The sequence below is a fragment of the Aeromicrobium sp. JP4 genome (genome assembly GCF_054957925.1).
This window is the reverse complement of sequence record NZ_CM143290.1, coordinates 745,748-772,053: the sequence shown is the minus strand read 5'-3', so window position 1 is coordinate 772,053 and position 26,306 is coordinate 745,748. Positions and strand designations below refer to the sequence as shown.

At 72.4% G+C, this 26,306-nt stretch carries 16 protein-coding genes; 11 read left to right on the top strand and 5 right to left on the bottom strand.

The window, feature by feature from the left end; genetic code table 11:
* Positions 1-6 precede the first annotated feature (6 nt).
* Entirely contained in the window at positions 7-2,667 is a 2,661-nt protein-coding gene (polA, locus tag ACY1JX_RS03800) for a DNA polymerase I (protein WP_462565258.1), read from the top strand.
* Here polA and ACY1JX_RS03795 read toward each other — a convergent pair.
* From ACY1JX_RS03795 to ACY1JX_RS03785, 3 genes are read right to left on the bottom strand one after another with little or no spacing between them, the layout of a single operon-like run.
* Complete coding sequence (locus ACY1JX_RS03795; protein ID WP_462565257.1) at positions 2,608-3,915, bottom strand: lipopolysaccharide biosynthesis protein; 1,308 nt, start codon at positions 3,913-3,915, stop codon at positions 2,608-2,610. The genes polA and ACY1JX_RS03795 overlap by 60 nt on opposite strands.
* Positions 3,912-5,852, bottom strand: a complete 1,941-nt coding sequence (locus ACY1JX_RS03790; protein WP_462565256.1) for an acyltransferase family protein — start codon at positions 5,850-5,852, stop codon at positions 3,912-3,914. The genes ACY1JX_RS03795 and ACY1JX_RS03790 overlap by 4 nt, the downstream gene beginning before the upstream one ends.
* Before the next feature lie 33 nt (positions 5,853-5,885).
* Positions 5,886-6,353, bottom strand: coding sequence for a hypothetical protein (locus ACY1JX_RS03785; RefSeq protein ID WP_462565255.1), 468 nt, complete (start codon positions 6,351-6,353; stop codon positions 5,886-5,888).
* A gap of 60 nt (positions 6,354-6,413) precedes the next feature.
* On the opposite strand from ACY1JX_RS03785, the gene ACY1JX_RS03780 reads away from it, so the two are divergent.
* The 4 genes from ACY1JX_RS03780 to ACY1JX_RS03765 are packed head-to-tail and all read left to right on the top strand — an operon-like array spanning position 6,414 to position 11,922.
* Entirely contained in the window at positions 6,414-7,121 is a 708-nt protein-coding gene (locus ACY1JX_RS03780) for a nucleotidyltransferase family protein (RefSeq protein ID WP_462565254.1), read from the top strand.
* Positions 7,112-9,061, top strand: coding sequence for an acyltransferase family protein (locus ACY1JX_RS03775; protein ID WP_462565253.1), 1,950 nt, complete (start codon positions 7,112-7,114; stop codon positions 9,059-9,061). The genes ACY1JX_RS03780 and ACY1JX_RS03775 overlap by 10 nt, the downstream gene beginning before the upstream one ends.
* A complete protein-coding gene (locus tag ACY1JX_RS03770) occupies positions 9,058-11,043 on the top strand; it encodes an acyltransferase family protein (RefSeq protein ID WP_462565252.1) in 1,986 nt (661 codons plus the stop codon). The genes ACY1JX_RS03775 and ACY1JX_RS03770 overlap by 4 nt, the downstream gene beginning before the upstream one ends.
* A gap of 45 nt (positions 11,044-11,088) precedes the next feature.
* Positions 11,089-11,922 (top strand): class I SAM-dependent methyltransferase, encoded by an 834-nt coding sequence (locus tag ACY1JX_RS03765; RefSeq protein ID WP_462565251.1) that lies wholly within the window; start codon positions 11,089-11,091, stop codon positions 11,920-11,922.
* A gap of 45 nt (positions 11,923-11,967) precedes the next feature.
* Here ACY1JX_RS03765 and ACY1JX_RS03760 read toward each other — a convergent pair whose 3' ends face one another.
* Positions 11,968-13,155, bottom strand: coding sequence for a lipopolysaccharide biosynthesis protein (locus ACY1JX_RS03760; protein WP_181755516.1), 1,188 nt, complete (start codon positions 13,153-13,155; stop codon positions 11,968-11,970).
* Positions 13,156-13,268: 113 nt separating this feature from the next.
* Here ACY1JX_RS03760 and ACY1JX_RS03755 point away from each other — a divergent pair, with 113 nt between their 5' ends.
* The 6 genes from ACY1JX_RS03755 to ACY1JX_RS03730 all read left to right on the top strand — a co-directional run bounded on the left by ACY1JX_RS03755 (position 13,269) and on the right by ACY1JX_RS03730 (position 25,139).
* Complete coding sequence (locus tag ACY1JX_RS03755; RefSeq protein ID WP_181755517.1) at positions 13,269-17,357, top strand: alpha-(1->3)-arabinofuranosyltransferase domain-containing protein; 4,089 nt, start codon at positions 13,269-13,271, stop codon at positions 17,355-17,357.
* On the top strand, positions 17,350-18,165 hold the full coding sequence (locus ACY1JX_RS03750; RefSeq protein WP_181755518.1) for a glycosyltransferase family 2 protein: 816 nt from the start codon (positions 17,350-17,352) through the stop codon (positions 18,163-18,165). Before ACY1JX_RS03755 ends, ACY1JX_RS03750 begins: the two co-directional genes overlap by 8 nt.
* A gap of 10 nt (positions 18,166-18,175) precedes the next feature.
* Positions 18,176-19,282 (top strand): glycosyltransferase, encoded by a 1,107-nt coding sequence (locus tag ACY1JX_RS03745; protein WP_206679995.1) that lies wholly within the window; start codon positions 18,176-18,178, stop codon positions 19,280-19,282.
* Positions 19,282-21,006 (top strand): hypothetical protein, encoded by a 1,725-nt coding sequence (locus ACY1JX_RS03740; protein ID WP_462565250.1) that lies wholly within the window; start codon positions 19,282-19,284, stop codon positions 21,004-21,006. Before ACY1JX_RS03745 ends, ACY1JX_RS03740 begins: the two co-directional genes overlap by 1 nt.
* Positions 21,007-21,103: 97 nt before the next feature.
* On the top strand, positions 21,104-21,250 hold the full coding sequence (locus ACY1JX_RS03735; protein WP_153302813.1) for a hypothetical protein: 147 nt from the start codon (positions 21,104-21,106) through the stop codon (positions 21,248-21,250).
* Between the two features lie 91 nt (positions 21,251-21,341).
* Positions 21,342-25,139, top strand: a complete 3,798-nt coding sequence (locus ACY1JX_RS03730) for an alpha-(1->3)-arabinofuranosyltransferase domain-containing protein (protein ID WP_462565248.1) — start codon at positions 21,342-21,344, stop codon at positions 25,137-25,139.
* Here the strand turns inward: ACY1JX_RS03730 and ACY1JX_RS03725 are convergent.
* On the bottom strand, positions 25,039-26,292 hold the full coding sequence (locus ACY1JX_RS03725) for an acyltransferase family protein (RefSeq protein WP_462565247.1): 1,254 nt from the start codon (positions 26,290-26,292) through the stop codon (positions 25,039-25,041). The genes ACY1JX_RS03730 and ACY1JX_RS03725 overlap by 101 nt on opposite strands.
* Positions 26,293-26,306: the final 14 nt, after the last annotated feature.

The window sequence follows — 26,306 nt, the reverse complement described above, 5'->3', positions numbered from 1 at the left end:
CGTCTCGTGGACCGACTCCTGCTGATCGACGGACATTCGGTGGCCTACCGCGCCTTCTTCGCCCTGCCCGTCGAGAACTTCTCGACGACGACCGGCCAGAGCACCAACGCGGTCTTCGGCTTCACCTCGATGCTGATCAACGTCCTGCGTGACGAGCAGCCGACGCACGTGTGCGTCGCGTTCGACCTCTCGCGCCAGTCGTTCCGCACCGAGGAGTACGCCGAGTACAAGGCGAACCGCTCGAAGTCGCCCGAGGAGTTCCGCGGCCAGGTCGAGCTGGTGAAGGAGGTCCTCGACGCGATGGACATCCGTCACGTCGACAAGGCCGGCTACGAGGCCGACGACATCATCGCCACCCTCGCCACGCGCGCCGAGGCCGCGGGCATGGAGGTGCTCGTCTGCTCGGGCGACCGCGACGCCCTCCAGCTCGTCACCGAGCAGGTCACGCTGCTCTACCCGCGCAAGGGCGTCTCGGACCTGGCGCGGATGACGCCCACCTCCGTGCAGGAGAAGTACGGGGTGCTGCCCGAGTTCTACCCCGACATCGCCGCCCTCGTCGGCGAGACCAGCGACAACCTGCCGGGGGTTCCCGGCGTGGGTCCGAAGACAGCCGCCAAGTGGATCAACTCCTACGGAACGCTCGAGGCCCTGATCGGCCGCGTCGACGAGGTGCCGGGCAAGGCCGGGCAGTCGCTGCGCGACCACCTCGACTCGGTGATCCGCAACCGCCGCCTCAACGCCCTCGTCCGCGACCTCGACCTCCCGCTCGGGCCGACCGATCTCCACCTGGACACCGCGTTCGACCGCGAGAAGGTCCACACGGTCTTCGACTCGCTCGAGTTCACCGCGTTGCGCGAGCGGCTCTTCACCACGTTCCCCGGCACCACCGACGAGGTCGAGCCAGAGGCGGGCTTCGCCATCTCCGGCCGTGCCCTGGCGCCCGGCGAGGTCGCCGCGTGGCTCGAGCAGCACGCCACGGTCGACGTCGGCCTGCACGTCCAGGGATCGTGGGGCCGTGGCGGTGGCGACGTGATCGCCCTGGCCGTGGCCTCTCCGGAGGAGGCCGCCTGGATCGACGTCGAGCAGCTCTCGCCCGAGGACGACAAGGCTCTCGCGGCCTGGCTGGCCGACCCTGAGCGCGGCAAGGTGCTGCACGATGCGAAGGGCCCGATGCTGGCCCTGGCCGAGCGGGGATGGCACCTGCGCGGACTGCGCGCCGACACGGCACTCTCGGCCTATCTCGTACGACCCGACCAGCGCTCGTACGACCTGGGCGACCTCTCGGTGCGCTACCTCAAGCGCGAGCTGCGCGACGACACCGCCGACAGCGGCCAGCTGTCGCTGGACACCGACGACGACGCCGAGATCGCGATGCTGCGCGCGCGAGCCGCGCTCGACCTGTCCGCCGCCCTCGCCCAGGAGGTCGAGCAGGCCGGGGGCACCCGGCTGCTGGCCGAGGTCGAGCTGCCGCTCGTGTCCACGCTCGCCCGGATGGAGCAGGCCGGGATCGCCGTCGACGACGACGCGCTCCTCGAGCTGGAGTCCGAGTTCGCCTCGCGGGCCCAGCAGGCGGCCGACGCCGCCTACGAGTCCATCGGCGGCAAGGAGATCAACCTCGGCTCGCCCAAGCAGCTGCAGGTCGTGCTCTTCGAGGACCTCGGCATGCCGAAGACCAAGCGCACCAAGACGGGCTACACGACCGACGCCGACTCGCTGCAGCAGCTCTACACCAAGACCGGGCACCCGTTCCTCGAGCACCTGCTCGCGCACCGCGACGTCACGAAGCTGCGCCAGACGGTGGAGACCCTGCGCCGCTCGATCTCCGACGACGGGCGGATCCACACCACCTACGCCCAGACCATCGCGGCCACCGGGCGGCTCAGCTCCAACGACCCGAACCTGCAGAACATCCCGATCCGCACCGCGTCGGGTCGCCGGATCCGCGAGGCGTTCGTGGTGGGGAAGGGGTACGAGACCCTCCTCACCGCCGACTACAGCCAGATCGAGATGCGGATCATGGCCGACCTCTCGGAGGACGCCGATCTGATCGAGGCGTTCAACTCCGGTGAGGACTTCCACACCGTGATGGCCGCGAAGGTCTTCGAGCGCGACCCCGACGACATCGGCACCGAGCTGCGCGCACGGATCAAGGCGATGAACTACGGCCTGGCCTACGGTCTCTCGGCCTACGGCCTGAGCCAGCAGCTCTCGATCTCCACCGGTGAGGCCCAGGGCCTCATGGACGACTACTTCGAGAGGTTCGGCGGCGTGCGCGACTACCTGCGCAGTCTGGTGGACGAGGCCCGCCAGACCGGCTTCACCGAGACGATCATGGGACGCCGGCGCTACCTGCCCGACCTGCAGAGCGACAACCGTCAGCGGCGCGAGATGGCCGAGCGGATGGCGCTCAACGCCCCGATCCAGGGCTCGGCGGCCGACATCATCAAGGTCGCGATGCTCAAGGTGGAGCGCGCGATCGACGAAGCGGGCCTCGAGTCGCGGATGCTGCTCCAGGTGCACGACGAGCTCGTCCTGGAGACCACGTCGGCCGAGCTCGACGAGCTCACCGCACTCGTCCGCCGCGAGATGGCCGCGGCGGCCGACCTGTCAGTGCCGCTCGACGTCTCCGTCGGCGTCGGCCGCACCTGGCACGAAGCCGGTCACTGAGTCGTCGGCGAGCGCTGCGTCTTCGGCCAGTGCTGCGCCGTCGGCGTCATGGCCCCGCTCGGGTCGCAGCAGGGGCCAGGCCAGCAGCAGGGCGGCGACCACGGCACCGACGCACGCCATGGTGACGACGAGTCCGACGATGCCGATCGACCAGAACCACGCCACGGAGAACACCGTCGCCGACGCCACCCACAGCAGCACGGCCACCCCGGTCGAGCGGCGAGCCAAAGCATCGAACACGAGCAGGTAGACGATCGCCAGGAACGTCCCGGACAGGGCGAACAGCCACAGGTCGTCGGCGACTTCGCCGTACTGGTCGCCTCCCACCAGGATCAGCGCCAGCTGGGGCAGCACCGCACTGCCCGCGACCACGAGCAGGCCGAGCACGGCCACCAGTCCCGCCGCCCGCAGCCGGGTGCGGTGCGACGAGTCGCGCGCGAGGCTCGGGAAGAACACCACGCTCACGAACTGCGGCAGGAACAGCGTGGACTTCGTCAGGATGAGCCCTGAGGCGTACAGACCGCTGTCGTGCGCCTCGAAGCCGCCGCGGGCGATCAGCGCGTCGACGTTGCTGAAGGCGAAGTAGGCGAGCAGGGTGGACGCCGAGGCCACGGTCTCGAAGACCAGCGGGCGACGGCTGTGCACGTCGCCCGTGCCGCTGGTCTTGAGCAGACCGGCGCCCAGCAGGACGGGCAGCCACGCGCCGATCGCCAGGCCCATCATCGCGCTCGTGGCCGAGGGCTCGATCAGCACGCCGGCGACACCGCCGAACAGCCGGCCCAGGCCGTTGCCGACGTAGAGGGCCGCCAGCTTGCCCCACCGTCCGGTGCCCTGCGCGACGCCGAGCTGGGCACCGGCGAGCGTGAGCGGCACGAGCATCGCGCCGCACCAGATGACCGCCCACATCGAGTCGAAGGAGAAGGCGGGGGTGAGCACCGGGCTGGACAGCGCCACCGCGAGCCCGACCGCGAGCGAGACCGCCAGCGCCACGCGGGACGCGGTGAGGACGATCTGCGCCGTGTGGTCCGGATGCACCGAGATCCGGCGGGCGATCGATGCCTGGAGTGCCAGCGCGACGACGTTGGCGATCAGGATGAGGCTGAGCAGGGCCGTGAGGGCGCCGAACTCGGCGGGGACCAGCAGCCGTGCGGCGGCCAGGTTGAAGCCGTACGTGGCGACGTTCATCACCATCATGCCGACGGCGACGATCGAGCCGCTCGAGACGGTGGCGCGGGTGGATCGGTTCATGAGGCCTCCCCGTTGGCGGCATCGGCGAAGCGCAGCACCTGCGGCATCATCCAGGCCCACACGTGCGGCGCCGACTCGTTGGTGAAGTGCAGGCCGTCCTCGTAGAGCGGGTCGTTCCCCAGCAGCGGCTGGTACCCGTTCGGGCACAGGGCGGCGTAGGAGTCGATCACCGGGACGTCGTTCTCGGCGGCCCACGCGGTGGCGATGGCGTTGACGCGCTCGACCCGCTCGATGTCGTTCAGCTGTTGCATCTCGACCTTGTCGAACGCCGGGATGTCGTGGCAGGCGAGGGTCGACAGTGCGAGGGTGCCCGCGTCGCCGCCCTTGCGGTCGACCTCGTCGAGGGCCTCACGGATGAGGCGCTCGTGCTCGGGGGAGCCGAACTTCGCGACCTCGTCTCCCTTCACGAGGTCGGACAGGAAGGTCTGCGGCACGAAGAACAGGAGCACGTCGGGCTGCTGGGCGGAGACGAGGCCGGGCCATTCGTCGCGCCACTCCAGGCAGTTGCGGGTGGGCTCGGTGGTCTCCCCGCCGACCCGCTTCTGGAGCGTGAACGGATCGCACCCGAGGTGGGTGGACTGGCTCAGCGACAGCTGACGGAACTCGTGCGTGGCCACGTTGCGGTAGATGCTGTACGGGATGGAGTTGCCGAGCAGCATCGCCGAGCGACGCTCCTCGGCGGTGTACGGATCGGGCGTGAGCTCCAGGGGCTTCTGGCCCGGCTTCAGCGCGTAGCCCGAGAGCTCGCCCCGCGGCGGTTCGGAGTGGGCGACGACGAAGGCGCTCGCGACGACGAGCGGCGCAGCCACGACGGCGACCGCGCGGGAGAAGCCGCGGGCCGAGCCGAAGAACGGCCGACGCCCGCGGACGGGACCCTCGATGAACCGGTAGGTGACCCAGGCCAGCAGCACCGAGAGACCGACGCGGACGGCGTCGAGTGCGAGTCCGTCGAGGCCGGTGACGCCCTCGTGGACGAACACGATGATCGGCCAGTGCCACAGGTAGAGGGGATAGGAGATGAGGCCGATCCAGCGGGGGACCGGACTGCCGAGGACCTTGGTGAAGGTGCCGCTCGTGCCGCTGGCCGCCGCGAGGATCGCCACGAGCGAGGCCAGGCAGACGACCACGAGCCCGCCCCGGAAGACGATGCCCGACTCGGAGTCGAGCCCCACCATGGCCGCGACGACCACCGCGAGGCCGGCCCATGCCGTGAGGTCGGTCAGGACGGGGGAGCGGCGCTCACGGAACGCGGCGTGCCCCAGGAACAGCGCCGCGCACACGCCGATCAGCAGCTCGAAGGCTCGCGTCAGGGTGCTGTAGTAGAGCGTCGTGATCTCGGTGCCGTTGGCGTAGCCGCTCGCCATGGCGGCGGCCGACGCGAGCGCCAGGACGGCGAAGACCAGGGCCTGGCCGCGTCGCTTCCGCACCACGACGCCGACGGCGATCAGCAGCAGCGGGAAGACGATGTAGAACTGCTCCTCGATCGACAGCGACCACGTGTGCCGGACCGGCGAGGGGATCGAGAGCTGGTCGAAGTACTGCTCGTCGCCCAGCATGAAGCGCCAGTTCGAGACGTAGAACAGCGACGACACGATGTCCCACGCGACGGCGGTGCGACGGCCGGGAACCGTCCAGAGCCAGGCCGCCACGGACACGGCGAGCAGCACCGTGACCAGCGAGGGCAGGAGGCGCCGCATGCGGGCGCCCCAGAAGCGCACGACGCTGATCCGGCCCCACCGCTCGCGCTCGAAGACGAGCAGGTTGGTGATCAGGAAGCCCGAGAGGACGAAGAACAGGTCGACGCCGAGCCAGCCGCCGGGCAGGGCGCGCTCGTCGAGGTGGAAGACGAGCACGCCGGCGATGGCGACGGCGCGCAGGCCGTCGAGCGCGGGCCGATAGGGCAGCCGCGCGCGCGTCGAGGGGACAGGAGCGGACATGAGAGATGAGGCAGCGGGCGGGGCCCGCGGGACTCAGCGGCCGTCTTCGAGGAGCCGGCGGCGGGCGCCGCCGTCCGCGAGGTCGTCACGGTCGTCACGGTCGGCACGGTCGGCGCGATCGTCGTAGCGGTCGTGGTCCGAGGCGGACTCGTAGCTGCCGCTGTACTCCGAGCGGCTGCCGCGGGCGCGCTCCACCTGGTGGCTGAAGCCGAACAGCGCCGCACCGACGCCGGCGATGCCGACCGCGGCGACGATCGAGGCGATCGCCCGGTAGAGGTACTGCGTGTTGATCGGGCCGCAGACCCCTTCCTGGAACTTGTCCGAGGGCGGCTGCAGCGCGGATCCGCACTCGAAGATCGCTCCGGAGCTGGTCTGGATGTCGGTGATGGGCGTCAGCAGCAGGTAGATCCCGTAGGCCAAAAAGGGGATCGCCGCGAGGATCGCGACCTTCGTACCGAGGTTCGGCACGGGGCGAGAACGCACATCAGGGTCGTCGAGCATGTGACGCATACTACTATGACCAGCGCCGTGCGTACGCGCGGGTAACCAAGAGTTAGGGCAGTGTCTGTGCGCCGTGGGATCGTCCTCGCTGGGGGTCTCGGGACCCGTCTGCGAGCCGCGGTCGGCGACCTGCCCAAGCCGCTCGTCGAGGTCGCGGGCCAGCCCCTCGTCGCCCACCAGATCCGCCGGCTCGTCGAGGCGGGCGTGCCCGACGTCGTCGTCGCCGTGGGGTTCGGCGCCCAGCAGGTGCAGGACGCCCTGGGCACCGGCGAGCGCTGGGGCGCCCGGCTGACGTACAGCCGCGAGGACCAGCCGCTCGGCACCGGTGGCGCACTCGCCCTGGCCGCGCGCACGGTGGGGGCCGACGACACGGTGGTCGTCGTCAACGGCGACCTGCTCTCGCGGCACGACCTCGCCGCGCAGGTCGCCGCGTTCGAGGGCTCGGGCGCGGCCGGCTCGATCCACGTCCGCGAGGTGCCCGACGCCCGCGCGTACGGCGTCGTCTCGCTCGACGACACCGGAACGCGCGTCACGGGCTTCCACGAGAAGCCGCTCGAGGCCGGCCCGGGTCTCGTCAACGCCGGCACCTACGTGATGCGGGGCGACGTCCTGCTGGGACTGCCCGCCACCGTGCCGCTGTCGCTCGAGGTCGACGTCTTCCCCGCGCTGGTCGCGAGCGCCGACGTCCGCGCCCACCGCGAGGACGCGGCCTTCCTCGACGTCGGCACGCCCGAGGCGCTCGAGCAGGCACGGCAGGCGTGGCGGTGACGGCGACGCCGGTGCGCCGCCGGGTCGCCTCCCTCGACGGCATCCGCGGCGGCTTCATGGCGCTCTTCATGGCGTACCACTTCGGGCTGACGGCGCTGACCGGCGCCTGGACCGGGATCAACGTCTTCTTCGTGCTCTCGGGCTTTCTCATCGCCCGGCTGCTGATCACCGAGCGCGAGCGCTTCGGCCGGGTCGACCTCCTCGGCTTCTACCGCCGACGTGCACGTCGCCTGCTGCCGGCGCTCGTCGTGCTGCTGCTCGTGGTCGCCACCTGGGCGCTGCTGCTGGCCGACGACGCCACGCGCCGCCAGCTGCGGGGCGACATCGTCGCCACGCTGGGCTTCGTCATGAACTGGCGGCTGATCGCCGAGGCCGACCAGTACTTCGCCGAGTTCGGCTCGGCGTCGATGCTGCGCCACGCGTGGACGCTGTCGGTCGAGGAGCAGTTCTACGTCGTGGTGCCGCTCCTGTTGGCGGCGCTCGCCTGGATCGGCTCGCGCCGAGCCGCGATCGCGGTGCTCGCACTGCTGGCCGTCGGCTCGGCGTGGTGGACCGCGCAGGTCGGGCTCGACGGGGCCTCCGCCCAGGCACACGCCTACTACGGCACCGACACCCGCCTGCAGTCCCTGCTGGTCGGCGTCCTGCTGGCGTACCTGCTCGCCGGCCCGGCCGCCATGCGCACGTCGTCACGCGCGGTGCTGGAGCCGGTCTCCTGGCTGTCGCTCGGCGCCCTGCTCGCGGCCCTCGTGCTGGTGGACCCGATGTCGCCCCTGTTCTTCGAGCAGGGCGGGATGCTGGTCCAGTCGGCCGTCGTCGCGGTGCTGGTGTGGGCGTGCGTCGCGCGCCCCGACCTGTCCGTGCACCGGGTGCTGGGTTGGCGACCGCTGGCCTACCTGGGGGAGCGCAGCTACGGGCTGTACCTCTACCACTGGCCGGTCAAGCTGTGGCTGGAGCGCGAGGTGCCGGGGATGTCCGCCGCGGTGGAGATCGCGGTCGGCTGCGTCGTCACCACGGCGCTGGCAGCGCTGAGCTACCGCTACCTCGAGCGTCCCGTCCTCGATCATGGACTGCGCGGCCTGGTGCCGCGGCTGCGACGGCCGGGGTGGCTGGCGGTGGCCGGCCCGGCGGCCGTCGTGGTGATGGCCGTCGTGGTCGGGCAGGTGCCTGCGACGGGAGAGACGGTCGCGCGCCGTGACATCCCGTCGCTGAAGGCCGACCAGCCCGCCTACGAGGCCGCTGACGAGACGACCCACGTCGCGATGTTCGGCGACTCCCTGCCCGACCGGCTGGCCGAGGTATTCCCGCAGGAGCAGTACGAGGACCTCTCGGTGGTGTCGCTTGCGGTGCCCGGCTGCGACCTGCTCGAGTCGCGAATCGCCTACCGCGAGCTGCAGCAGGACGAGCGCTGCCGCGCGGCCAAGCGCGACTTCGCGGCGAACCTGCGCGAGTCCGGTGCCGACACGGCGCTGGTCATGCTGCCGACGTTCGCGACGATCCCGCACGAGGATCCCGACGGCAACCCCATCTGGCTCGACTCCCCGCGGTTCCGCCGTGAGGTCATCGAGGCGCTCGACCGGCTGCGCGACGACGCCTCGGAGGCGCAGGTCGGGCTGCAGGTGGCCACCCTGCCGTGCCGTGACCCGCGCCAGATGGCCACGATCCCGGGCATAGCGGCCTACGTCGCCGACCATCCCGAGGTCATCCACGCGACCGCCGAGCCGACCGTCGTGAACAAGTGGGTCCGGGCCTGGGCGAAGTCCCGCTCCGTGCCACTCGTCGACGTCTACGAGGCCCTGGGCTGCGGGGACGGTCCCGTGAGAGAGGTCAACGGCATCACCTTGTTCAGCGACGGACTGCACTTCGACGACGAGGCCGCGGCGATGGTCTGGACCTGGCTCGCGCCGCTGGTCCGCGACCAGGCGGGGGAGGCGGCGCGGTGAGCAACACCTTCTCCCTCAGAACCAGTCAGGGCACCCGCAGCGCCACCCTCGACGGGGTGCGCGGGCTAGCCGTGGTGGTGCTGCTGGCCTATCACTTCGGCATCGAGGCGTTGCAAGGCGCGTGGGTCGGGATCAGCCTCTTCTTCGTCTTCTCCGGCTACGTGATCGTCACGATCATGCTCAAGGAGCACGCGCGTTCCGGCCGGATCGACGTCGTGCAGTTCTTCCGGCGCCGCGCCCGGCGACTGCTCCCGGCTCTGACGATCATGCTGCTGGTCATCGCGACGTGGGCGGCGCTCGCTGCCGACCATGCGACCCGCCGGTCGATGCGTGGCGACATCTTCGCCACGATGGGCTTCGTCATGAACTGGCGGCTGGTCCAGCAGGCCGACCAGTACTTCGTGGAGTGGGCGAACCCGTCGTTCCTGCGCCACGTGTGGACCCTGGCGGTGGAGGAGCAGTTCTACCTCGTCGCGCCGTTCCTCGTGCTGGCGCTGATCCGGTTCGTGCACCGTCGCGTCACCCGGGTCCTGATCGTCTCCGGGCTGGCCACCGCCTCGGCCGTGTGGACGGCGATGGTGGGCGTCGGCTCCACGGAGGCCCAGGCGCATGCCTACTACGGCACCGACACCCGCGTGCAGGCGCTGCTCGCCGGCATGGCGGTGGCGTTCGCCGTCGGTCCCGACCGCGACGGGCGCCGGCCGGCCGACATGCGGCCGCGCGTCGCCGCCTTCTGGGCGTGGGCGGCCACGCTGACCTCGATCGTGTGCTTCTTCATCGTGCCGCCGCTCTCGCCCTTCATGTTCGAGTCCGGCGGGATGCTCATGCTGGCCGCGCTGACGGCGATCGGCCTGGCCGGAGCGGTGCAGGTCGGGTCCGGCCTGTTCCGGCGCGTCTTCACGGTCGCCCCGCTCGTCTACCTCGGCATCCTCACCTACGGCCTCTACCTGTGGCACTGGCCCGTCAAGCTCTGGCTCGACCGCTACGCGCCGGCGCTGCCGCTCGAAGGCACGCTGATCCTGGGGTCGCTGGTGACCCTGGCGCTGGCCGCCCTGAGCTTCCACCTCGTGGAGGTCCCCGTGATGCTCGGCGGCCTGGCCCGCCTCACCGGTGGGATCGACCGTGGTCGGGTGCTCGCCGTCGCGAGCACCGTCGCCGTGCTGTTCGCCGCCGTGCGGGTGGGCGACGTGCCCACCGTCGAGGAGGACATCGCCGCGGGACGCGTGCCCGCGCTGGTCGACGGCACCCCGGCCTACGCGCCCGCCGGGGAGACGGTGCGCGCCGCACTCTACGGCGACTCCGTCGCCCACTACCTCGCGCAGGGGTTCCCCGACCGGACCTTCGCCGACCTCGAGGTCACCGACCTGGCCACCGAGGGCTGCAGCCTGCTGCCGCTGCCGATCCACTGGACGCCGCGCAACCAGGAGCAGATCTCCGCCGACTGCCGCGAGGGTCGCGAGAGCCTCGCGGACGACTTGCGAGACGCCGATGCCGACGTGCTCGTGCTGATGGTCGGCTCGGTGCTGGGCGTCCCGCACCAGCTCGAGGACGGCAGCCTGCTGGAGGTCGACGACCCGCGCTACCGCGAGATGGTGGAGGAGCAGCTCGACGCCCTGCTCGCCTCGGCGCGCTCCGCCGACGTCAAGCAGGTGCAGATCGCCACCCTGCCGTGCCGCGCCGACTCGATCGGGGACTACGAGATCGACGCTGAGGACGAGGAGTGGTTCGACGAGCGGCCGGAAATCGCCGAGACGGTGATCGATCCGCGCCGGATCAACACGTGGCTCACCCACTGGGCCGAGCGCAACGCGCTCCCCGTGCTGGACCTCTACGACGCGCTGGAGTGCCAACGCGGTTTCGCCCGCGAGCGTCATGGGATCGTGATGTTCCGCGACCAGCTGCACTTCTCCGACGAGGCCACCCCGATGGTCTGGACCTGGCTGGCGCCGGCGATCCGTGAACGTTGGCAGACCCGGGCGTGAACCCCCTTCTTTCCCTATAGGCTGATCGCCGCACGAAAGGCACCCATGGACACCTCCGCATTCTTCGACCGAGCTCCCTCCCTCTTCCCCGGCGATCCCCAGGACACCGATCCGATCGATCCGTACTGGGACCAGGTCAAGGGCGACGTCACGGGCTTCACCTCCTCCAACGAGCTGGCGATGCTCAACCTGGCCGCGGCGATCATGCCGGCGGACGAGGCGTACCTCGAGGTCGGCACCTTCAAGGGCCGCTCGATGTGCGGCACGGTGCGCGACAACGCCGACAAGGTCTTCTACGCCATGGAGAACTTCCTCGAGTTCGGGATGGCGGGCCAGGAGGCCCGGACCGAGCTGATGGACAACCTGGCGAAGTACGGCGCCGGTGCCGACGTCCGCCTGCTCGAGGGCGACTGCTTCAAGCTGATGGCCGTCCCCGGCATCATCGACCGCCCGGTCGGCGTCTACTTCTACGACGGCGAGCACACGCTGCTGGCGCACTACCTCGCGCTGGCTGTGGTCGAGCCGCTGCTGGCCGACGAGGCGCTCGTCCTGATCGACGACGCCACGTGGCCCGTCGTGCAGCGCGCCCACCGGCTCTTCCTCGACCGTCACCCGGGCTGGACGATCGACGCCACGTGGGACGCAAAGTCCGACGACGACCCGCGGTGGGCCAACGGCCTGCACGCGCTCACGTTCCGACGCACGGCACCGACGGTGCTGAAGGGCCGCGACGAGTGGCTGCGCCGCTACCAGGTGCACGTCCAGAACCGGCTCAACCGGATCGCCTGGAAGGCCGCCACGAAGTTCCCCGGCGTCATGAAGCTCGGCGCCCGCATCATCATGGGTCGCTCGCGCGCGATCGAGCAGAAGCAGGACTGAGGTCCTCAGGGGCGGCGGTCGGGCGTACGCGCTCCGGTCGCCGCCTCAGGCGTGCTGCAGGCGCCGCGAGCGCACGAGCGCCGCACCCACGATCGCGGTCGCGCCCACGGCGCTGACCCCGACGATCTCGTACGGGGTGTCGTGGAACCACAGCACCACGAGCGCGCACTGCGCCGCCACCACGCACCAGGTGAACCGGCCCAGCCACGGGCTGTCGAGGCCCATCTCCGCGAACAGCGACACCTGCACCAGCGCCCACAGCACGCCGAGGGCGACGCACGCGACGGCGAGGGACCCGAACTCGGCGTACTCCGCGCCACCGGCCAGCTCGACCCAGAACTCCGGGGCCGCGGCGATGACCGCGATGCCGACGAGCCCGAGCAGCAGGATCAGCCCGAGCGACCGGCGGAACGAGCGCGCGGCGCGTGGGCCCTGCATGCGCGGGACGAGCAGGAGCGCGACGAACTGCGTGCCCCAGCCCATCGCGCGGCCGAACGTGGCGGCGAGGGCGTAGCCGCCGGAGTCGTGGTCGCCGAGGTACGCCCGGGCGAGTGTCACGTCGATGTTCGTCAGCGCGATGAAGGCACCCAACGACATGGTGGCGCGGATCAGCTCGCCGCCGAGCCTGCGGTCGTCGGCGAGCGTGAGGTCGTCGCGGCACAGCCAGGCGCCGAGCACGGCGACGGCGACCGCGACGAGGAGCAGCAGCGCGAAGACCTCGGCCACGCTGAGGCCCAGCGCCGCACCCCCGGCGCCGGCGGCCAGGCGGCCGGCCGCCGTGGCCACGTAGATCACGGACAGCGCGACGAGCCGGTCGCGCCCGAGCAGGATTCCCTGGAAGGCTCCCGTGAGCGTCATCGGCACGAGCGTCAGGCCGAGCCAGACCGCGGACCAGGCCGTGTCGAGCCGGAAGGCGCTGGACAGCAGGGGAGCGGCGACGATCGTGGCCGCGGCGAGGGCGACGCCGACGCCGAGCGCGGTGCGCACCCCGCGCGAGTCGTGGGTGGCGCCCGCGACATGGCGCGCGACGATGACCTGCAGCGCCCCGGCCGGGACCGACAGGACGATGCCGTAGGCCGAGAGCGCGGAGAAGCCGCCGAAGTCCGACGGGCCGAGGGCGCGCGAGAGGACGAGGACGAAGACGTAGCTGAGGAGATTGGCCAGCGCCATCGTGATGCCGAGGGCCGCTCCGGAGCCCGAACGCGTGCGTGAAGGGGATGACGGGCGGGGCATGGCGCCCTCAGGCTACCGGCTTCGTGACTCTCCGGTAACAGGATGTGTGATGCGGGCTATATTGGACGACGCTGTGCCCGCGGCCGCTGCGGCCGAACCCTGAGGGAGTCCCTGTGCGTCTGTTCACCCACTACCGATTCGTGGTGGGCTCGGCGATCCTCGCGCTGGCTCTCGTCATCGGCCTCAACGGCTGGGGCACCTTCTACACCGACATCAAGCCCGAGGTCTACGTCCGCCCCTGGCAGATGCTCGGCCAGTACCTCTCGTCGTGGACCTCCTCGCCCTACCTCGGCTCGCCGAACTTCAACGTCGGGCTGGCCCCGGTGCTGCTCGTCCTGTCCGGGCTGCGGGGGATCGGCCTGTCGCCGGAGATGACCTTCAAGGTCTTCCACTTCGTGCTGTGGCTGGTGGCCGCGTGGGGCGCGGCGCGCCTGACGCGCACGATCGCGCCGCAGGTCGGCCGCTGGGGCGGACTCCTGGCCGCCGTGCTCCTGCTGGCCAATCCCTACACGATCAGCGCCGGCGCCACCCTGGCCATCGCGCTGCCGCTGGCCCTGCTGCCGTGGCAGCTGCTGTGCCTCGTCCACGGCCTGCGGCGCCCGGCCAGCTGGGCGTGGCCGGCCCTGTTCGGCCTGACGTTCTTCGCGATGAGCGGCATGAACGTGGCGGTCGTGCCGCTGTTCCAGCTGCTGGCCGTCATCCCCGTCGTCCTGGCCATCCGCGCCAGCGACGGCCTCCGGTGGCTCGACGCGCTGATCGTGCTGGCGAAGTCGGCCCTGTTCGTCGTCCTGCTCTCCCTCTACTGGCTGGTCCCGGCGTTCGCCGCCCTCACGACCGGTGCGCAGATCGTCGAGGGCTCGGAGTCCCTCACCGGCATCGCCAAGGTCTCGTCGCTGACCGAGGTGCTGCGCGGCCTCGGCCTCTGGCCGCTCTACGGCTCCAGCTCCACCGGGCCGTGGGTCCCCGAGCACGCCGTCTACGTCGTCAGCCCGCTGATCATGCTGCTCACCGCGGCGTGGCCGGCGCTGGGCCTGACCGCCCTGGCGTGGGCGCGCACTCGCGCCCGGGTGTTCGTGTCGGTCGCCGTCTTCGGCGCCGCGATCGTCATGATCGGTGTCTTCCCGACCGAGGACGGGCCGGCGTCGCCGTTCGGCCGCCTCCTGGGCGAGATCCTCCAGGTCCCGGCGCTGTCGGCGTTCCGCACGACCAACAAGATCGGCGCGGTGCTGGCCGTTGCGATGACGATCGGCATCGTCATCACGGTGATGCACCTCGGGCCGCGCGTGTGGCGCTGGCACCCGGCGCGCACGGTGGTCGTGGTGGTGGCCGCGAGCATCTTCGCGGCGTGGTCCCTGCCGGCGCTGGCTGGTCGCCTCTACATCTCGCCGATCGACATCCCCGACTACTGGAGCGAGGCGGCCGCCTCGGTGGACGAGAGCAGCCAGCCGGGCTCCGTCCTCGTCCTGCCCGGTCAGGTCCGGCCCTTCTACCGGTGGACCGAGGAGCGTCCCGACGATGTCGTGAACGCGCTGTTCGACCGTCGCGCGGTGGTGCCCGAGACCACGCCGAACGCGTCCCCGCCCGGCGTGAACTTCCTCTCCGCCCTCGACGGGTCGGCGCAGTCCGGCACGTCCACCGGGGCCGCCGTGTCCACGATGGCGCGCTACCTCGGCGCCGGACAGGTGCTGCTGCGCAACGACGTCGTGTGGGAGAACACCGGCGGCGCCCGCCCCGCGGAGATGAACCAGCTCGTCGCGAACGACCCGGGCCTGTTCGGCCGCCAGAACTTCGGCGTCCCCGGCCAGAACACCCTGTCACCCGCGATGGAGGACCCCTTCTTCCACGGCGAGAACCTGCTGCCGCCCGTCCAGGTCTACGACGTCGGCGGGGCCCGCGAGTCCCTCCGCGCCGTGCCGCTGGACGGACAGGTCATCGTGGCCGGCGACGGCTTCGCGTTCCCCGCGCTGGCCGAGGCGAGACTGCTCGACTCGTCGCCCCTCGTGCGGTACGCCCAGGACCTTTCCACCGACGAGTTCTCCAGCGCCCTCGACACCGCCGGTCGGATGGTCCTGACCGACACGAACGCGCGGCGCAGCGTCATCTCCAACCGGCTGACGGTGGGACAGGGTCCGCTGCTGCGCGAGGACCAGGATCCGGGTGCCACCCGCACCCTCGGCACCGACACGGACGACCAGACCGTGCGCGTGGACTCGGTCGTGAAGGTGACCACCTCACGGTCGGGCGGCACGTTCTTCGACCTTCCCTACGGCACCGGCGACTTCGCGGTCGACGGTGATCTCACCACGGGCTGGCGCTTCGGCGACTTCGGCACCGCCGCCGGCCAGCGCCTCGTGGCCACGCTGGACGAGCCCGTCGAGCTGGACGAGGTGCCGATCGCGCAGCTGCCGATCGGCGACGTCCAGATCGACGAGGTCACCGTGTCGGCGGGGGGCCGCAGCGACACGATCACCCTGCCCGAGACCGGGCTGGCCACGGCGCGACTCGGGGGAGTGGAGGCGGACGAGGTCACCGTCACGGTCGAGTCCACCCGCGGCGAGGGCTTCAACTTCGTGGGCATCGCCGAGATCGGGTTGGGTGGCAAGCAGGCCCACGTGGCCGGTCGCACCCCGCTGACCCTGTCGAACACCTACGACGAGCTCGACTCCTCCGATCGCCTCCGCTTCTCGCGAACGCCCCTCGACGTGCTGCTGACGCGCGTCCAGAACACGCCGTCCACGAACGACGACTCCGAGCGCGCCCTGAACCGGGTGGTGACCCTGCCCGACCGGCGCGCCTTCGAGACCAGTGCCGAGGTCCGCGTCAGCGGACCGGTCGAGGTGATGTACGACCGGGTCGAGGGTCGCGGCAAGGACGTCGAGGCGGAGTCCAGCGGCTTCTACTTCGACAACCCGGCCAACCGCGCGTCGCGGGCCGCCGACGGCGACGCCGACACGGGCTGGGTGCCCGGCGGCACCACTCGCGGGTCCTGGTGGGAGATCCGCGGCGACGCGCGCCGGATCGACCAGGTGCGCCTCGTGCAGGAGGCCGCCACGATCAACGACGAGCAGACCCGGCACCACGCCACCCGCGTGACGGTCAGCGTCGACGGAGTCGACGTGGCACAGTCCGAGATCGGCCTCGGCGAGACCACGATCGACCTCGACCGGCCGGTCCGTGGCTCCGCGGTGCGGGTGACCATCGACGGGATCACGGGCGACCCGAGGGGCGTGCCCGCCACCTTCACCACGATCGACACCGGACTCGAGCTGCCCGAGGCCGACGGCGGCGAGCACTGCCTGCCGGTCGCCGTCCTCGACGGCGAGGGCCTGCTGATGAAGCCCCAGACCAGCCTGCTCGCGCGCAGCGACCAGCAGGGCACCCGCTGGGTCGGCTGCGAGCCCACCCGGCTGGAGGCCGGCGAGCACACCATCGACGGCAACCCCGCGTTCGTCCTCGACTCGCTCGAGCTGAGCGACACGCGGGAGTCGCTGGAGCGGTTCGGGTCGCCGATCATCTCCGAGATCACCCGCGAGGGCGATGCGCGCATGACGCTCGACGTCGAGGTCGCCGACGGTCCCTACGCGGTCGTCACCGGTCAGAGCCACAACCCGAACTGGGGTGCCACCGCCGACGGCAAGGACCTCGGCGCCCCGGTGGTCCTCGACGGCTTCTCGTCCGGCTGGATCGTCGAGGACGGTGCCGCCGCCACGATCGACATCCGCTACAAGCCCCAGCTGTGGTCTAACGTCGCGCTCGGTGCCAGCGGTCTCGGCCTGCTCGGGGCGCTCGCTCTCGTCGTTACGGCGCTGGTGCGCCGCCGCCTGTTCGCCCTCCCCGACGGGGTCGCCGGACCCACCGGACTGAGGCCGCGCTGGGCCACCGCGCCGGCCCTCACCGGGGTGGGCGTGGTCGGCGCCGGCCTGCTGCTCGGCTGGGGCGGACTCGCCGGCGCCCTCGTCGCGGCCGCGCTCCTCTGGCTGCGTCCGGTCGACCCGCGCCGCCTCGTGTACGCCGGATCGGCGCTGACGTTCCTGTCGGTCGTGGCCCTGCTGGTCGTCCAGGCGCGACACGACGGCATCGGCGAGCTGTCGGCCGACGTGATCTCGGCGAGCCTCGTCCCGCACCACGTGGCCGCCGCCGGGCTCGTGCTCGCGATCGCCGGCAGCCTCGTCCTGCTCGCGCGGAGGTCGGACGATGACTGAGCCGCTGGTGTCGGTGATCGTCCCGACGCGCAACAACCGCCGCACCATCGAGCGATGCCTGGCGTCGGTCCGCGCCCAGGACCACCCGTACGTCGAGCTGATCGTGGTGGACAACCACAGCTCCGACGGCACCGACGAGATCGCGCAGGGTCTGGCCGACGTCGTCATCACGGCCGGTCCCGAGCGCAGCGCCCAGCGCAACCGCGGGATCCGCGCGGCCGAGGGCGTCTGGATCCTGTGGCTCGACAGCGACATGTACCTGCCTCCCGACGCCGTGAGCGCCGCGGTGCGCACGGCGGCACGCACCGACGCCACCGGTGTGGCGCTGCCCGAGCGCACGATCGGCGACGGCTTCTGGACGGAGTGCCGGGCCCTCGAGCGCGAGTGCTACCTCGACGCCCCGTGGCTGCACAACCCGCGGCTGCTGCGGCGCGCCGACATGCTCGCCGACGGCTTCCACGAGTCGATGTCCGGACCCGAGGACGCCGACCTGCGCTTCCGGATCCGCGACGCGGGCGGCACCGTGGCGCTGGCGCCGGTCGTCGTCGACCACGACGAGGGTCGCCTCACCCTGCGCGACATCTGGCAGAAGCGCTACTACTACGGGCTGAGCCTGCCGACGCTCGTCGACCGGCACGACAGCGCGATGGCCGACCAGGGCAGCGGGGTGCTGCGGGCCTACGCGCAGAACTGGCGCCTTCTCGTGCGACGGCCCGTCCACGCCCTCGGCATGGCGGGCATGCGCGTCATGGAGGCGGCCGGGTACCTGTGGGGCGCCCGTGCGGGTCGCCGCCGGGCCGGGGTGTGAGGATCGTGGGGTGACGCGCGAACTGCTCTGGGTCTCCCTGCCCGACCAGCGGCCGCGTCGCGAGCTCTACTACATGTCGCTCATGGGCGACACGCACGTCACCGCGCTCGCCCGCGACGAGCCCGTCGGCGACCTCACGTGGGTGCCCAGCACCTACCGCCGCCCGATCAAGCGGTTCATCGAGGCCGGTGCGCTCGCGTGGGTGAACGAGCTCCGCGACCAGGACCCGGCCGACTTCGACTGGGTCGCCTCGCTGGAGCTGTGCTCGCTGGTGACCGGCCAGGCAGCGAAGTGGCGCACGAAGGGCACGGGCCGGCGTCCGTTGCAGGCCGTCGTCACGTGGGAGAACCTCGCGCGCCAGCCGCTCTACCGCGTCCCGCCCTACCGCCAGGCGCTGGAGTCGTGCCGTCGGGCCGAGCTGCTGCTGTGCATGGTCGACGCGGCGCGCGACCACCTGCTGGAGAACCGCTTCGACGACGCCGTGATCCGCGTCGTGAAGCCGGGCGTCGACACGTCGATCTTCACGCCGGCCGCCGAGATCGTCGAGCACCCGCGGGTCGTCTTCGTCAGCCCGCTCGCCGAGAACAAGGGCATCGACCGGATCCTCGCGGCGATGGAGCTGGTGCGCCGGCAGATCCCCGAGGCCGAGCTCGTCGTGGCGGGCCGAGGGCCGCTCGAGCCGCTCGTCCGCGCGGCGGCCGACGACCCGCGCAGCGGGGTCACCCTGGTCGGCGGCCTGGACGCGAAGGGCGTCGGCGACCTGCTGCGCAGCGCGGCGGTGTTCACCACCGCCCCACGCCCGACGTGGAAGTGGGAGGAGCAGTTCGGCCTGGCCTACGTGGAGGCGCAGGCCTGCGGCCTGCCCGTCGTCACCACGCGGTGCGGCAGCAACCACGAGGCGATCGCGCCGGGCAACGACTTGCTCGACGTCGAGGGTCCCGACCAGGTCGAGGCGCTGGCCGCCGCGCTGGTGGGCTGGCTCTCCGACCCCGTGCGCCGTCAGTTACAGGCTGAGGCGAACCGCGCGTGGGTCGCCGAGCACCACGACCTGCGCACGCAGTGCCGGCGGATGGGCGAGGCCTTCGCCGAGATGGAACACCTGCACGGGGCGCGTTGATGAGGCGCTTCACGACCCCCGCGTTCGTGGGGGCCGCCACCGGCCTCGTGGCCGCCGCCCTGATCCTCGGCCCGGCGTTGCTGCCGGGGCTGCAGCTCAACTACGACATGGTGTTCGTGCCGGAGCTGGGCTTCGGAGAGCGGACCCTGGGCGTCGACGGATCCGTTCCGCGCGCCGTGCCGAACGACCTCGTCGTCGCGGCCCTGTCCACCTTCCTGCCCGGCTGGCTGGTCCAGAAGCTGCTCCTCGTGACCGTGTTCGTGGCGGCCGGCGCCGGCGCCGGGTCGCTGCTGCCCGGGCGCAGCGCCGCCGTCGCGGGAGCCCTCGTGGCGTGCTGGAACCCGTGGGTCGCCGAGCGGCTCGCGATCGGGCACTGGGGCTACCTGCTCGGGTACGCGTCCTTGTTCTGGGTCGTGCGCACGGCCGGGCGGCTGCGCCGCGGCGAGTCGCCCACCGGCACCCTCGGGGTCGTGATGGCCCTGGCCGGCCTCTCCGGGTCGACCGGTGCGGTGCTGGCCGTCATCACCGCCACCGCCGTGCTGCTGGCGGGATCGCGCTGGCCCCGGGCGTGGCGCGCGTGGGGCTGGGCGATGGCGGTCTCGGTGCTGGTCGCCGCCTCGTGGTGGTTCCCGTTCCTGCGGTCGCAGGCGTCGTCCTCGGCCGACTCGGCTGGCGTCGAGGCCTTCGCCGCCCGCGGCGACACCCCGTGGGGCATGGTCGGCTCGGTCCTCACGGGCGGCGGCATCTGGAACCAGGCCTCCTGGTTCGCCGAGCGCCAGAGCCTTCTGCTGTCCGGCGTCGCCCTGCTGGGCGTGCTGGTCGCGGTCGCCGTCGCCTGGTCCGACCCTCGGGTTCGGTCGCGGCCCGAGTACCTCGGCGCCGCCGTGGCCGGGCTGGTCGGACTCGTCGCGGCGATCGTCGCGGGCCTCCCGGGCGGCCGTGAGCTCGTGTCGTTCGTCGTCCTGCAGCTGCCGGGCGGGGGACTGGTGCGCGACGGCCAGAAGTTCGCCGCGCTGTGGATGGTGGCGGTCTCCCTCGCGGTCGGACTCAGCGCCGCCCGGCTCGGCGCGGCCGCCACGCGACGCGGGGTGAGCCGCTGGGTCGCCGGCGGCCTGGCCGCCGCCACGGGCCTGGTCGCCGTGGTCACGCTGCCGGGCCTCGCGTGGGCCGGGGGCGGCCGCTGGGGCTCGGTCGACCTGCCCGTCGACTTCACGTTCGTGGCAGAGCGCCTCGAGCAGGCCGAGCCCGGAGCCGTGGCCGTGCTGCCGTGGACCCAGTACCGCCGATACGACTGGAACGACGACCGTGTGGTGCTCGACCCGTGGCCCCGCCTGCTCGAGCGGGACGTTCGGGTGAACGACGCGCTGCCGCTGCGCGACGGCATGGTGGCGGGGGAGGACCCCCGGGCCGCTGAGGTGACACGAGCCCTCGCGGCGCCCGAGGGCGACGTCCTCGCTGCGCTGCGGGCGGCCGGCGTGCGTCATGTGCTGCTGCAGACCGACCAGCCCGGGCCCACGCTGAACGCCCTCCAGCTGGGTGGAGCCGAGCTGCGGATCCGCACCGAGGCGCTGCAGTGGTGGGACCTCGGGGACGAGGGACTGGCCCCCGTGCCGGGCGCGGAGCCGATCGACCACCTCGGTCTCGTGCTGGGGGCGCTGGGCCTCGCGCTGGCCGCCGCCGGAGTGGTCGCACGAGCCGTGAAACGCCGCGATCCGGCGGCCTGAGGACCTTGTCCCACCGGTGTGTCATCCACGGGACAAGCCGCCGGAGGGCTGCTAGGCTACCGATAAGTATTTCCTCGACTACGGAAAACAGGGGCACATGAGCGAGAACGCAGTCTGGACCATCGGCGGCAGCGCTGCCGGGATCATTCTCGGAATCCTTGCGGTCTTGGGCATCGTCGCGAGCCAGACCGCTGTCAAGCAGGATCAGACGCACTCGTCCGTCATCGCGTACGACGAGTCCTGATCGATCCGGGGTGATCCACCCCACCACCGACGAACCCCGCGCGACGCCCGACGTCGCCCAACGGGTCAGAATCGCCGCCAGCACTTTGCTGGTGGCGATTCTTCCGTGGGTCGTCGCACCCGGGCGCACCCAGCCCGACACCAAGCTCGACCTCACGGTCGCCCCGTGGGACTACCTCGCGCGGTCCCTGTCCGCCTGGAACTCCCACGCCGGCCTCGGTGAGCTGCAGAACCAGGCGTACGGCTACCTCTTCCCGCTCGGTCCGGTCATGGGCCTCGCCGACGCCATCGGCCTCCCCGGCTGGGCCGCCCAGCGACTCTGGTGGAGCCTGCTGCTCGTCGTGGCCTTCACCGGCACCTACCTCCTCGCGCGTCGCCTCGTCGGCCTGCGCCCCGACGTCGCCCTCGTCGCCGCAGCGCTCTACGCCCTGGCGCCGCGGGTCGTCACCGTCCTGTCCGAGATCTCGGTCGAGGCCTGGCCCGGCGCCGTCGCGCCGTGGCTCGTCCTGTCGGCCTGGACCATGGTGCGCCCGGCCACCGACCGCCGGGTGCTCGTCCGCGCGGCCGCGGGCACGGGCCTGCTGACCTTCGCGCTCGGCGGCGTCAACGCCACGGCCTCGGCAGTCGTGCTCCTCCTGCCCCTGATGGTGATCGTCACCGCCCCCCGCGCGGCGCGCCGCGGGCGCGCGCTCGTCGCGTGGTCCGTCGCCGTGCTGGTCGGTGCCGCGTGGTGGGTCGTGCCGCTGCTCGTGCTGGGCCGCTACGGCTACCCGTTCCTGGACTTCATCGAGACCGCCCGGATCACCACGGCGGTCACGTCGGTGCCGAACGTCCTGCGGGGCGCCGACCACTGGATCGCCTACATCCTCGACGCCGAGTCCCATCCGGTGTGGCAAACCGGCTGGGTGCAGGCCCAGGACCTCGTCGCCATCGTGAGCGGGATGCTGGTCGCCGGCGCCGGCGTGGCGGGCCTCGTGGTCCTCTCGCGCGACGGCGAACGGCGCGACGTCACCCGCTTCCTCATCGGGTCGGCCCTCCTCGGCACGCTGCTCATGACGATCGGCCACGCCGGCGTCGTGGGCTCCCCGGTGGCCGAGGGCGTCCGGGCCTTCCTCGACGGGCCCGGGGCGGCCCTGCGCAACGTCCACAAGGCCGACCCGCTCGTGCGGCTCCCGCTCACCCTCGGGGTCGCCGTGCTGGTGTCGCACGGCCTGGACCGGTCGCGCCGGGTCCCGAGGGCAGCGGTCGTGGTCGTGCTGGCGGCGGCACTGTTGTCCCCGACCGCGCTGTGGGCCGGGCGCGGTGGCGACGCCAACAGCTACGAGGAGATCCCCGCCACGTGGCGTCAGGCCGCCGAGGAGATCGACGCCCTGCACGAGCAGGACGGCGGTTCCACCCTGGTGCTGCCGGCGGCGCGCACCGCAGAGTTCACGTGGGGCAAGACGTCCGACGAGCCGCTCGTCGCTCTCGCCGAGTCGCCCGTGGTGGTCCGCCCCGCGGCGCCCTTGGGTCACCCGGGAGCGACGCGCCTGCTCGACCGGATCGACGCCGTGGCCGCCACGGGCGTGGCCCAACCGGGCCTGGCCGACCTCCTCGCCCGGATGGGAGTGGCACGGGTCGTCGTCCGCGACGGGGTGCTGCCCCTCGTCCAGGCACAGCCCGCCGACCTCGTGGAGCAGACGCTCGAGCGGTCGCCGGGCTTCGCCGAGCATGAGCGGTTCGGCGACCTCGCGGTGTGGACCGTCGGGTCGGAGGCGGCGCCGGTGGTCGAGTCGATGGCGGCCGACGCCCAGGTCGTGGTCTCCGGCGGGCCCGAGGCACTCGACGACCTCACGTCGCTGGGGCTGCCGTCGCGGACGTGGACGACGATCTCTCCTGCCGCCCCTGACGCGGACGTCGTCACCGACTCGTTGCGCTGGCGCCAGTTCAACAGCGGTCGTCCGGCCCAGCTGGCGTTCGGCCCCACGCTCGACGCCGCGGACGACTCACCCGAGCCGATCGGTGCGCGCGACCTGCCGCCCGCGGGGAATCGCTCCAACCAGCCCGTGCGCGAGTGGGTCGGCCTCACGTCGGTCGAGGCGTCCAGCTCGGGGGCCGACCCGTTCGCCGCGGCGTGGGCGGGCACGAACGCGGGCCCGGCCGCCGCGCTCGACGGCGACCCCTCCACGGCCTGGCTCACCGACGAGGAGACCGACGGCCGGCTCTCCCTCGTGCCGGCCGAGCCGTCTCGACTGGGTCGCGTCACCGTGGTCCCGGCCCCGACGACACCGTCGGTCGACAGCGTCACGCTGCGCGCCCGGCGCGCCGACGGGACCACGCGCGTCATGACCGTCGACCTCGCTGCGGGCCGCGGCACGGCCGACTTCGGCACCGAGGAGTTCGAGCGACTCGAGCTCGTGCTGCCGACGGCACCGCGGGCTGTCGTGCGGGGGATCGCCGAGGTCCGCAGCAGCGTCCAGGACTGGGGCTCGCGGATCAGGCTGCCCGGCGAGGTCGACCCCCGGCGCACGAGCATCGTGCTGAGCCCGCTCGCCGAGGATGCCGCGACCCCGCGGTGGGCCTTCGAGTCCACGTCGTCGTCTCGCGTCCCGGTCGAGGTCACGGCGCGGTCGCGGCCGGGCCCCGACCTGGAGGCGCTGCTCGACGCGCCCGCGCGCTTCACCTCCGAGGACCGGGTCGGCGACGACGCGACGAGTCGCCCCGGGGCGGCCTTCGACGGCGACCCGTCCACCGCGTGGCGGGTGCCGGCCGGCCGGGACGCGGCCACCGTCGACGTCGTCCTCCCTGACAGCACGACGATCGGCCGGGTCTCCAGCGGGGGCACCGGCCTCGCCGGGATCCGGGCGTCGGTCGGCGGGCGCGTCACGATGCTGCCCCGCACCGGCGGCGTCGTCGAGGGGGAGGCCGACCGGGTCACCCTGACGTTTGTGCGCACGGCCGGCGAGGGGGAGTGGACCGTTCCCGAGGTCGACCTCGACGCCATCGGAGCGCCCGGGCCCGTCCGCGTCCCCTGCTCGCCCGTATACGTCGGCACGTTCACCGTGGCAGTGGGTGGAACGGTGGATCGGCAGCTCCTGGTGAACGGCGACCCCGTGACCCTCGAGCCGTGCGATGGCTCGGAGGCGGTCGTCGCGCCGGGCACGGTCGACGTCCGCACCGGTCTCCCGGCCGCGCTCCAGGTCGAGCGGGTGGTTCTCGGGTCCACCGAGTTCGGCTCCGGCGCCGGACGCTCGGTGCTGGCGCGTGAGGAGTCGCCGGGTCGCATCGTCGCCTCGGTCAGCGGGGGAGGCGACGCGGTCCTGGCGCTCGTGCAGGGCGCCAACGAGGGCTGGCGCGCGACGACCTCCTCGGGTCGCGAGCTCGAGCCCGTCACGATCGACGGCTGGCGGCAGGGTTTCCGGCTGCCCGAGTCCCTCTCCGGCGAGGTCGTGATCGACTTCGCCCCGTCGGCCGCGCACCGCTGGGGCCTCGCGGCCGGTCCGGTCGCCCTGCTGCTGCTCCTCGGCGCGCTCGTCGCCACGCGGCGCACCCGTCTCCCGTGGGACCGGTGGCCGGCACCCGCGACCGCGATCGACCGCAGGATCGGATGGGGCGTGACCGGTGCGCTGGGATTCCTGTGCGGAGGCCTCGCCGGTCTCGTGCTCGCGGGGCTGGCGTGGGTGCTGCCGCGCCGGCTCGTCGTGCCCGTCTCCATCGCGGCGATGGCGGTCGGCGCGGTGGCCATGGCTGCGCTCGGCGTGGTCGACCGCACCTCGGCCGGCACGGTGATGGGTCAGCTGGCGGGCCTGTTCACGCTCTCGCTGCTGGCGCGGGCGCTGTTCGACGGCGCGCCGCGGCCAGGATCGGGCGCTCCACCAGCCACCACGACAGGGACGCGAGCGCCACGCTGAACCCGGCCACCGCGTACAGCGTCCACCAGAAGCCGGTGGCGAAGAGCTCGGCGCCCGTGACCTCGAACAGCACCTGCAGCACGACGACGTGCCAGAGGAAGACGCCGTAGGAGATGTCGCCGAGCCAGCGCGTGACGCCCCAGCGCGCCACCGTGTCCGCCGGTGTCCCGGGCGGGGGATCCTGCACGCACGCCGCCAGCAGGAGCAGGGCGAACACCGCGTAGAGGGCCTCCTTCGCCACGGCCTGGCCGGCGGTCGGGAGGGTGAGGTCGCGCGGTCCGGCCAGCGGTGACGAGGCCACGACGAAGACCACCACGGCGAGCAGCACGAGCGTGGGGCGCGAGCGCCAGACGGCCAGCAGGACCGGCCGGGTGGCGAGGGGCCCGACGCCCCGGCGATGGCCTTCCGCGAGCAGCGCCACCACGGCTCCCGCGCCGAACCAGGCGAGGTGACCCACGACGCTGGTGGCCAGCACCCCGGCGCCGCCGTCGGAACCCGCTCGGCTCCACGCGGCGGCCACGGCCTGGGCGAGGAGTCCGCCGGTGGCGACCACGGCGGTGACGACGACGAGCGCCCCGACGCCGCGGGAGCCACCGCGGCGCCACAGCCCCCGCGTCAGCAGGCCCCCGAGGACGGGGACGAGGACGTAGAAGGTGACCTCGGTCGTGAGGCTCCAGCTCTGCGTGAACGACTGGTAGTAGTCGCCGGTGTAGCCCTGCAGGACGAGGACGTGCGCGGCGACCTTCGCCGGACCACCCGCCCCTCCGGTGAGCCAGACGGCCGCGGCCAGGACGCCCGCGAGCGCGAGCCAGTACGCCGGCAGGATGCGGGCGGCGCGGCGGACGGCGTAGCGCGCTGTCGCGCCGGCCTCGCGCCCCGTCCCGTCCAGGCCGCGGGCGATCGCGGGCCGCAGGAGCAGGAACGCGGAGATCGCGAAGAACACCGCCACACCGGCGTCACCCCGGGCCACGAACCCCCCGACGAGGTCGATCGAGGACGCCCCGGTCCAGAACCCGACGTGCGAGACGAGCACCAGGCCCGCGGCGACGGCACGCAGGCCGTCGACGAGACGCAGGTGGCCCATGTGCCCTCCGGGAGCGAGTCGGATCAGGTAGGTTGACGTGGCACTGCGCCCGGCAGGGCGATGCGTCACCTCTGGAGGCTAGT

What these genes read in the sequence shown, in the direction of transcription:
- ACY1JX_RS03795 (WP_462565257.1), bottom strand. Translation starts at nt 3,915, where the DNA reads ATGAACCGATCCACCCGCGCCACCGTCTCGAGCGGCTCGATCGTCGCC.
- ACY1JX_RS03760 (WP_181755516.1), bottom strand. Translation starts at nt 13,155, where the DNA reads ATGCCCCGCCCGTCATCCCCTTCACGCACGCGTTCGGGCTCCGGAGCG.
- ACY1JX_RS03785 (WP_462565255.1), bottom strand. Translation starts at nt 6,353, where the DNA reads ATGCTCGACGACCCTGATGTGCGTTCTCGCCCCGTGCCGAACCTCGGT.
- ACY1JX_RS03750 (WP_181755518.1), top strand. Translation starts at nt 17,350, where the DNA reads ATGACTGAGCCGCTGGTGTCGGTGATCGTCCCGACGCGCAACAACCGC.
- ACY1JX_RS03765 (WP_462565251.1), top strand. Translation starts at nt 11,089, where the DNA reads ATGGACACCTCCGCATTCTTCGACCGAGCTCCCTCCCTCTTCCCCGGC.
- ACY1JX_RS03740 (WP_462565250.1), top strand. Translation starts at nt 19,282, where the DNA reads ATGAGGCGCTTCACGACCCCCGCGTTCGTGGGGGCCGCCACCGGCCTC.
- ACY1JX_RS03735 (WP_153302813.1), top strand. Translation starts at nt 21,104, where the DNA reads ATGAGCGAGAACGCAGTCTGGACCATCGGCGGCAGCGCTGCCGGGATC.
- ACY1JX_RS03790 (WP_462565256.1), bottom strand. Translation starts at nt 5,852, where the DNA reads ATGTCCGCTCCTGTCCCCTCGACGCGCGCGCGGCTGCCCTATCGGCCC.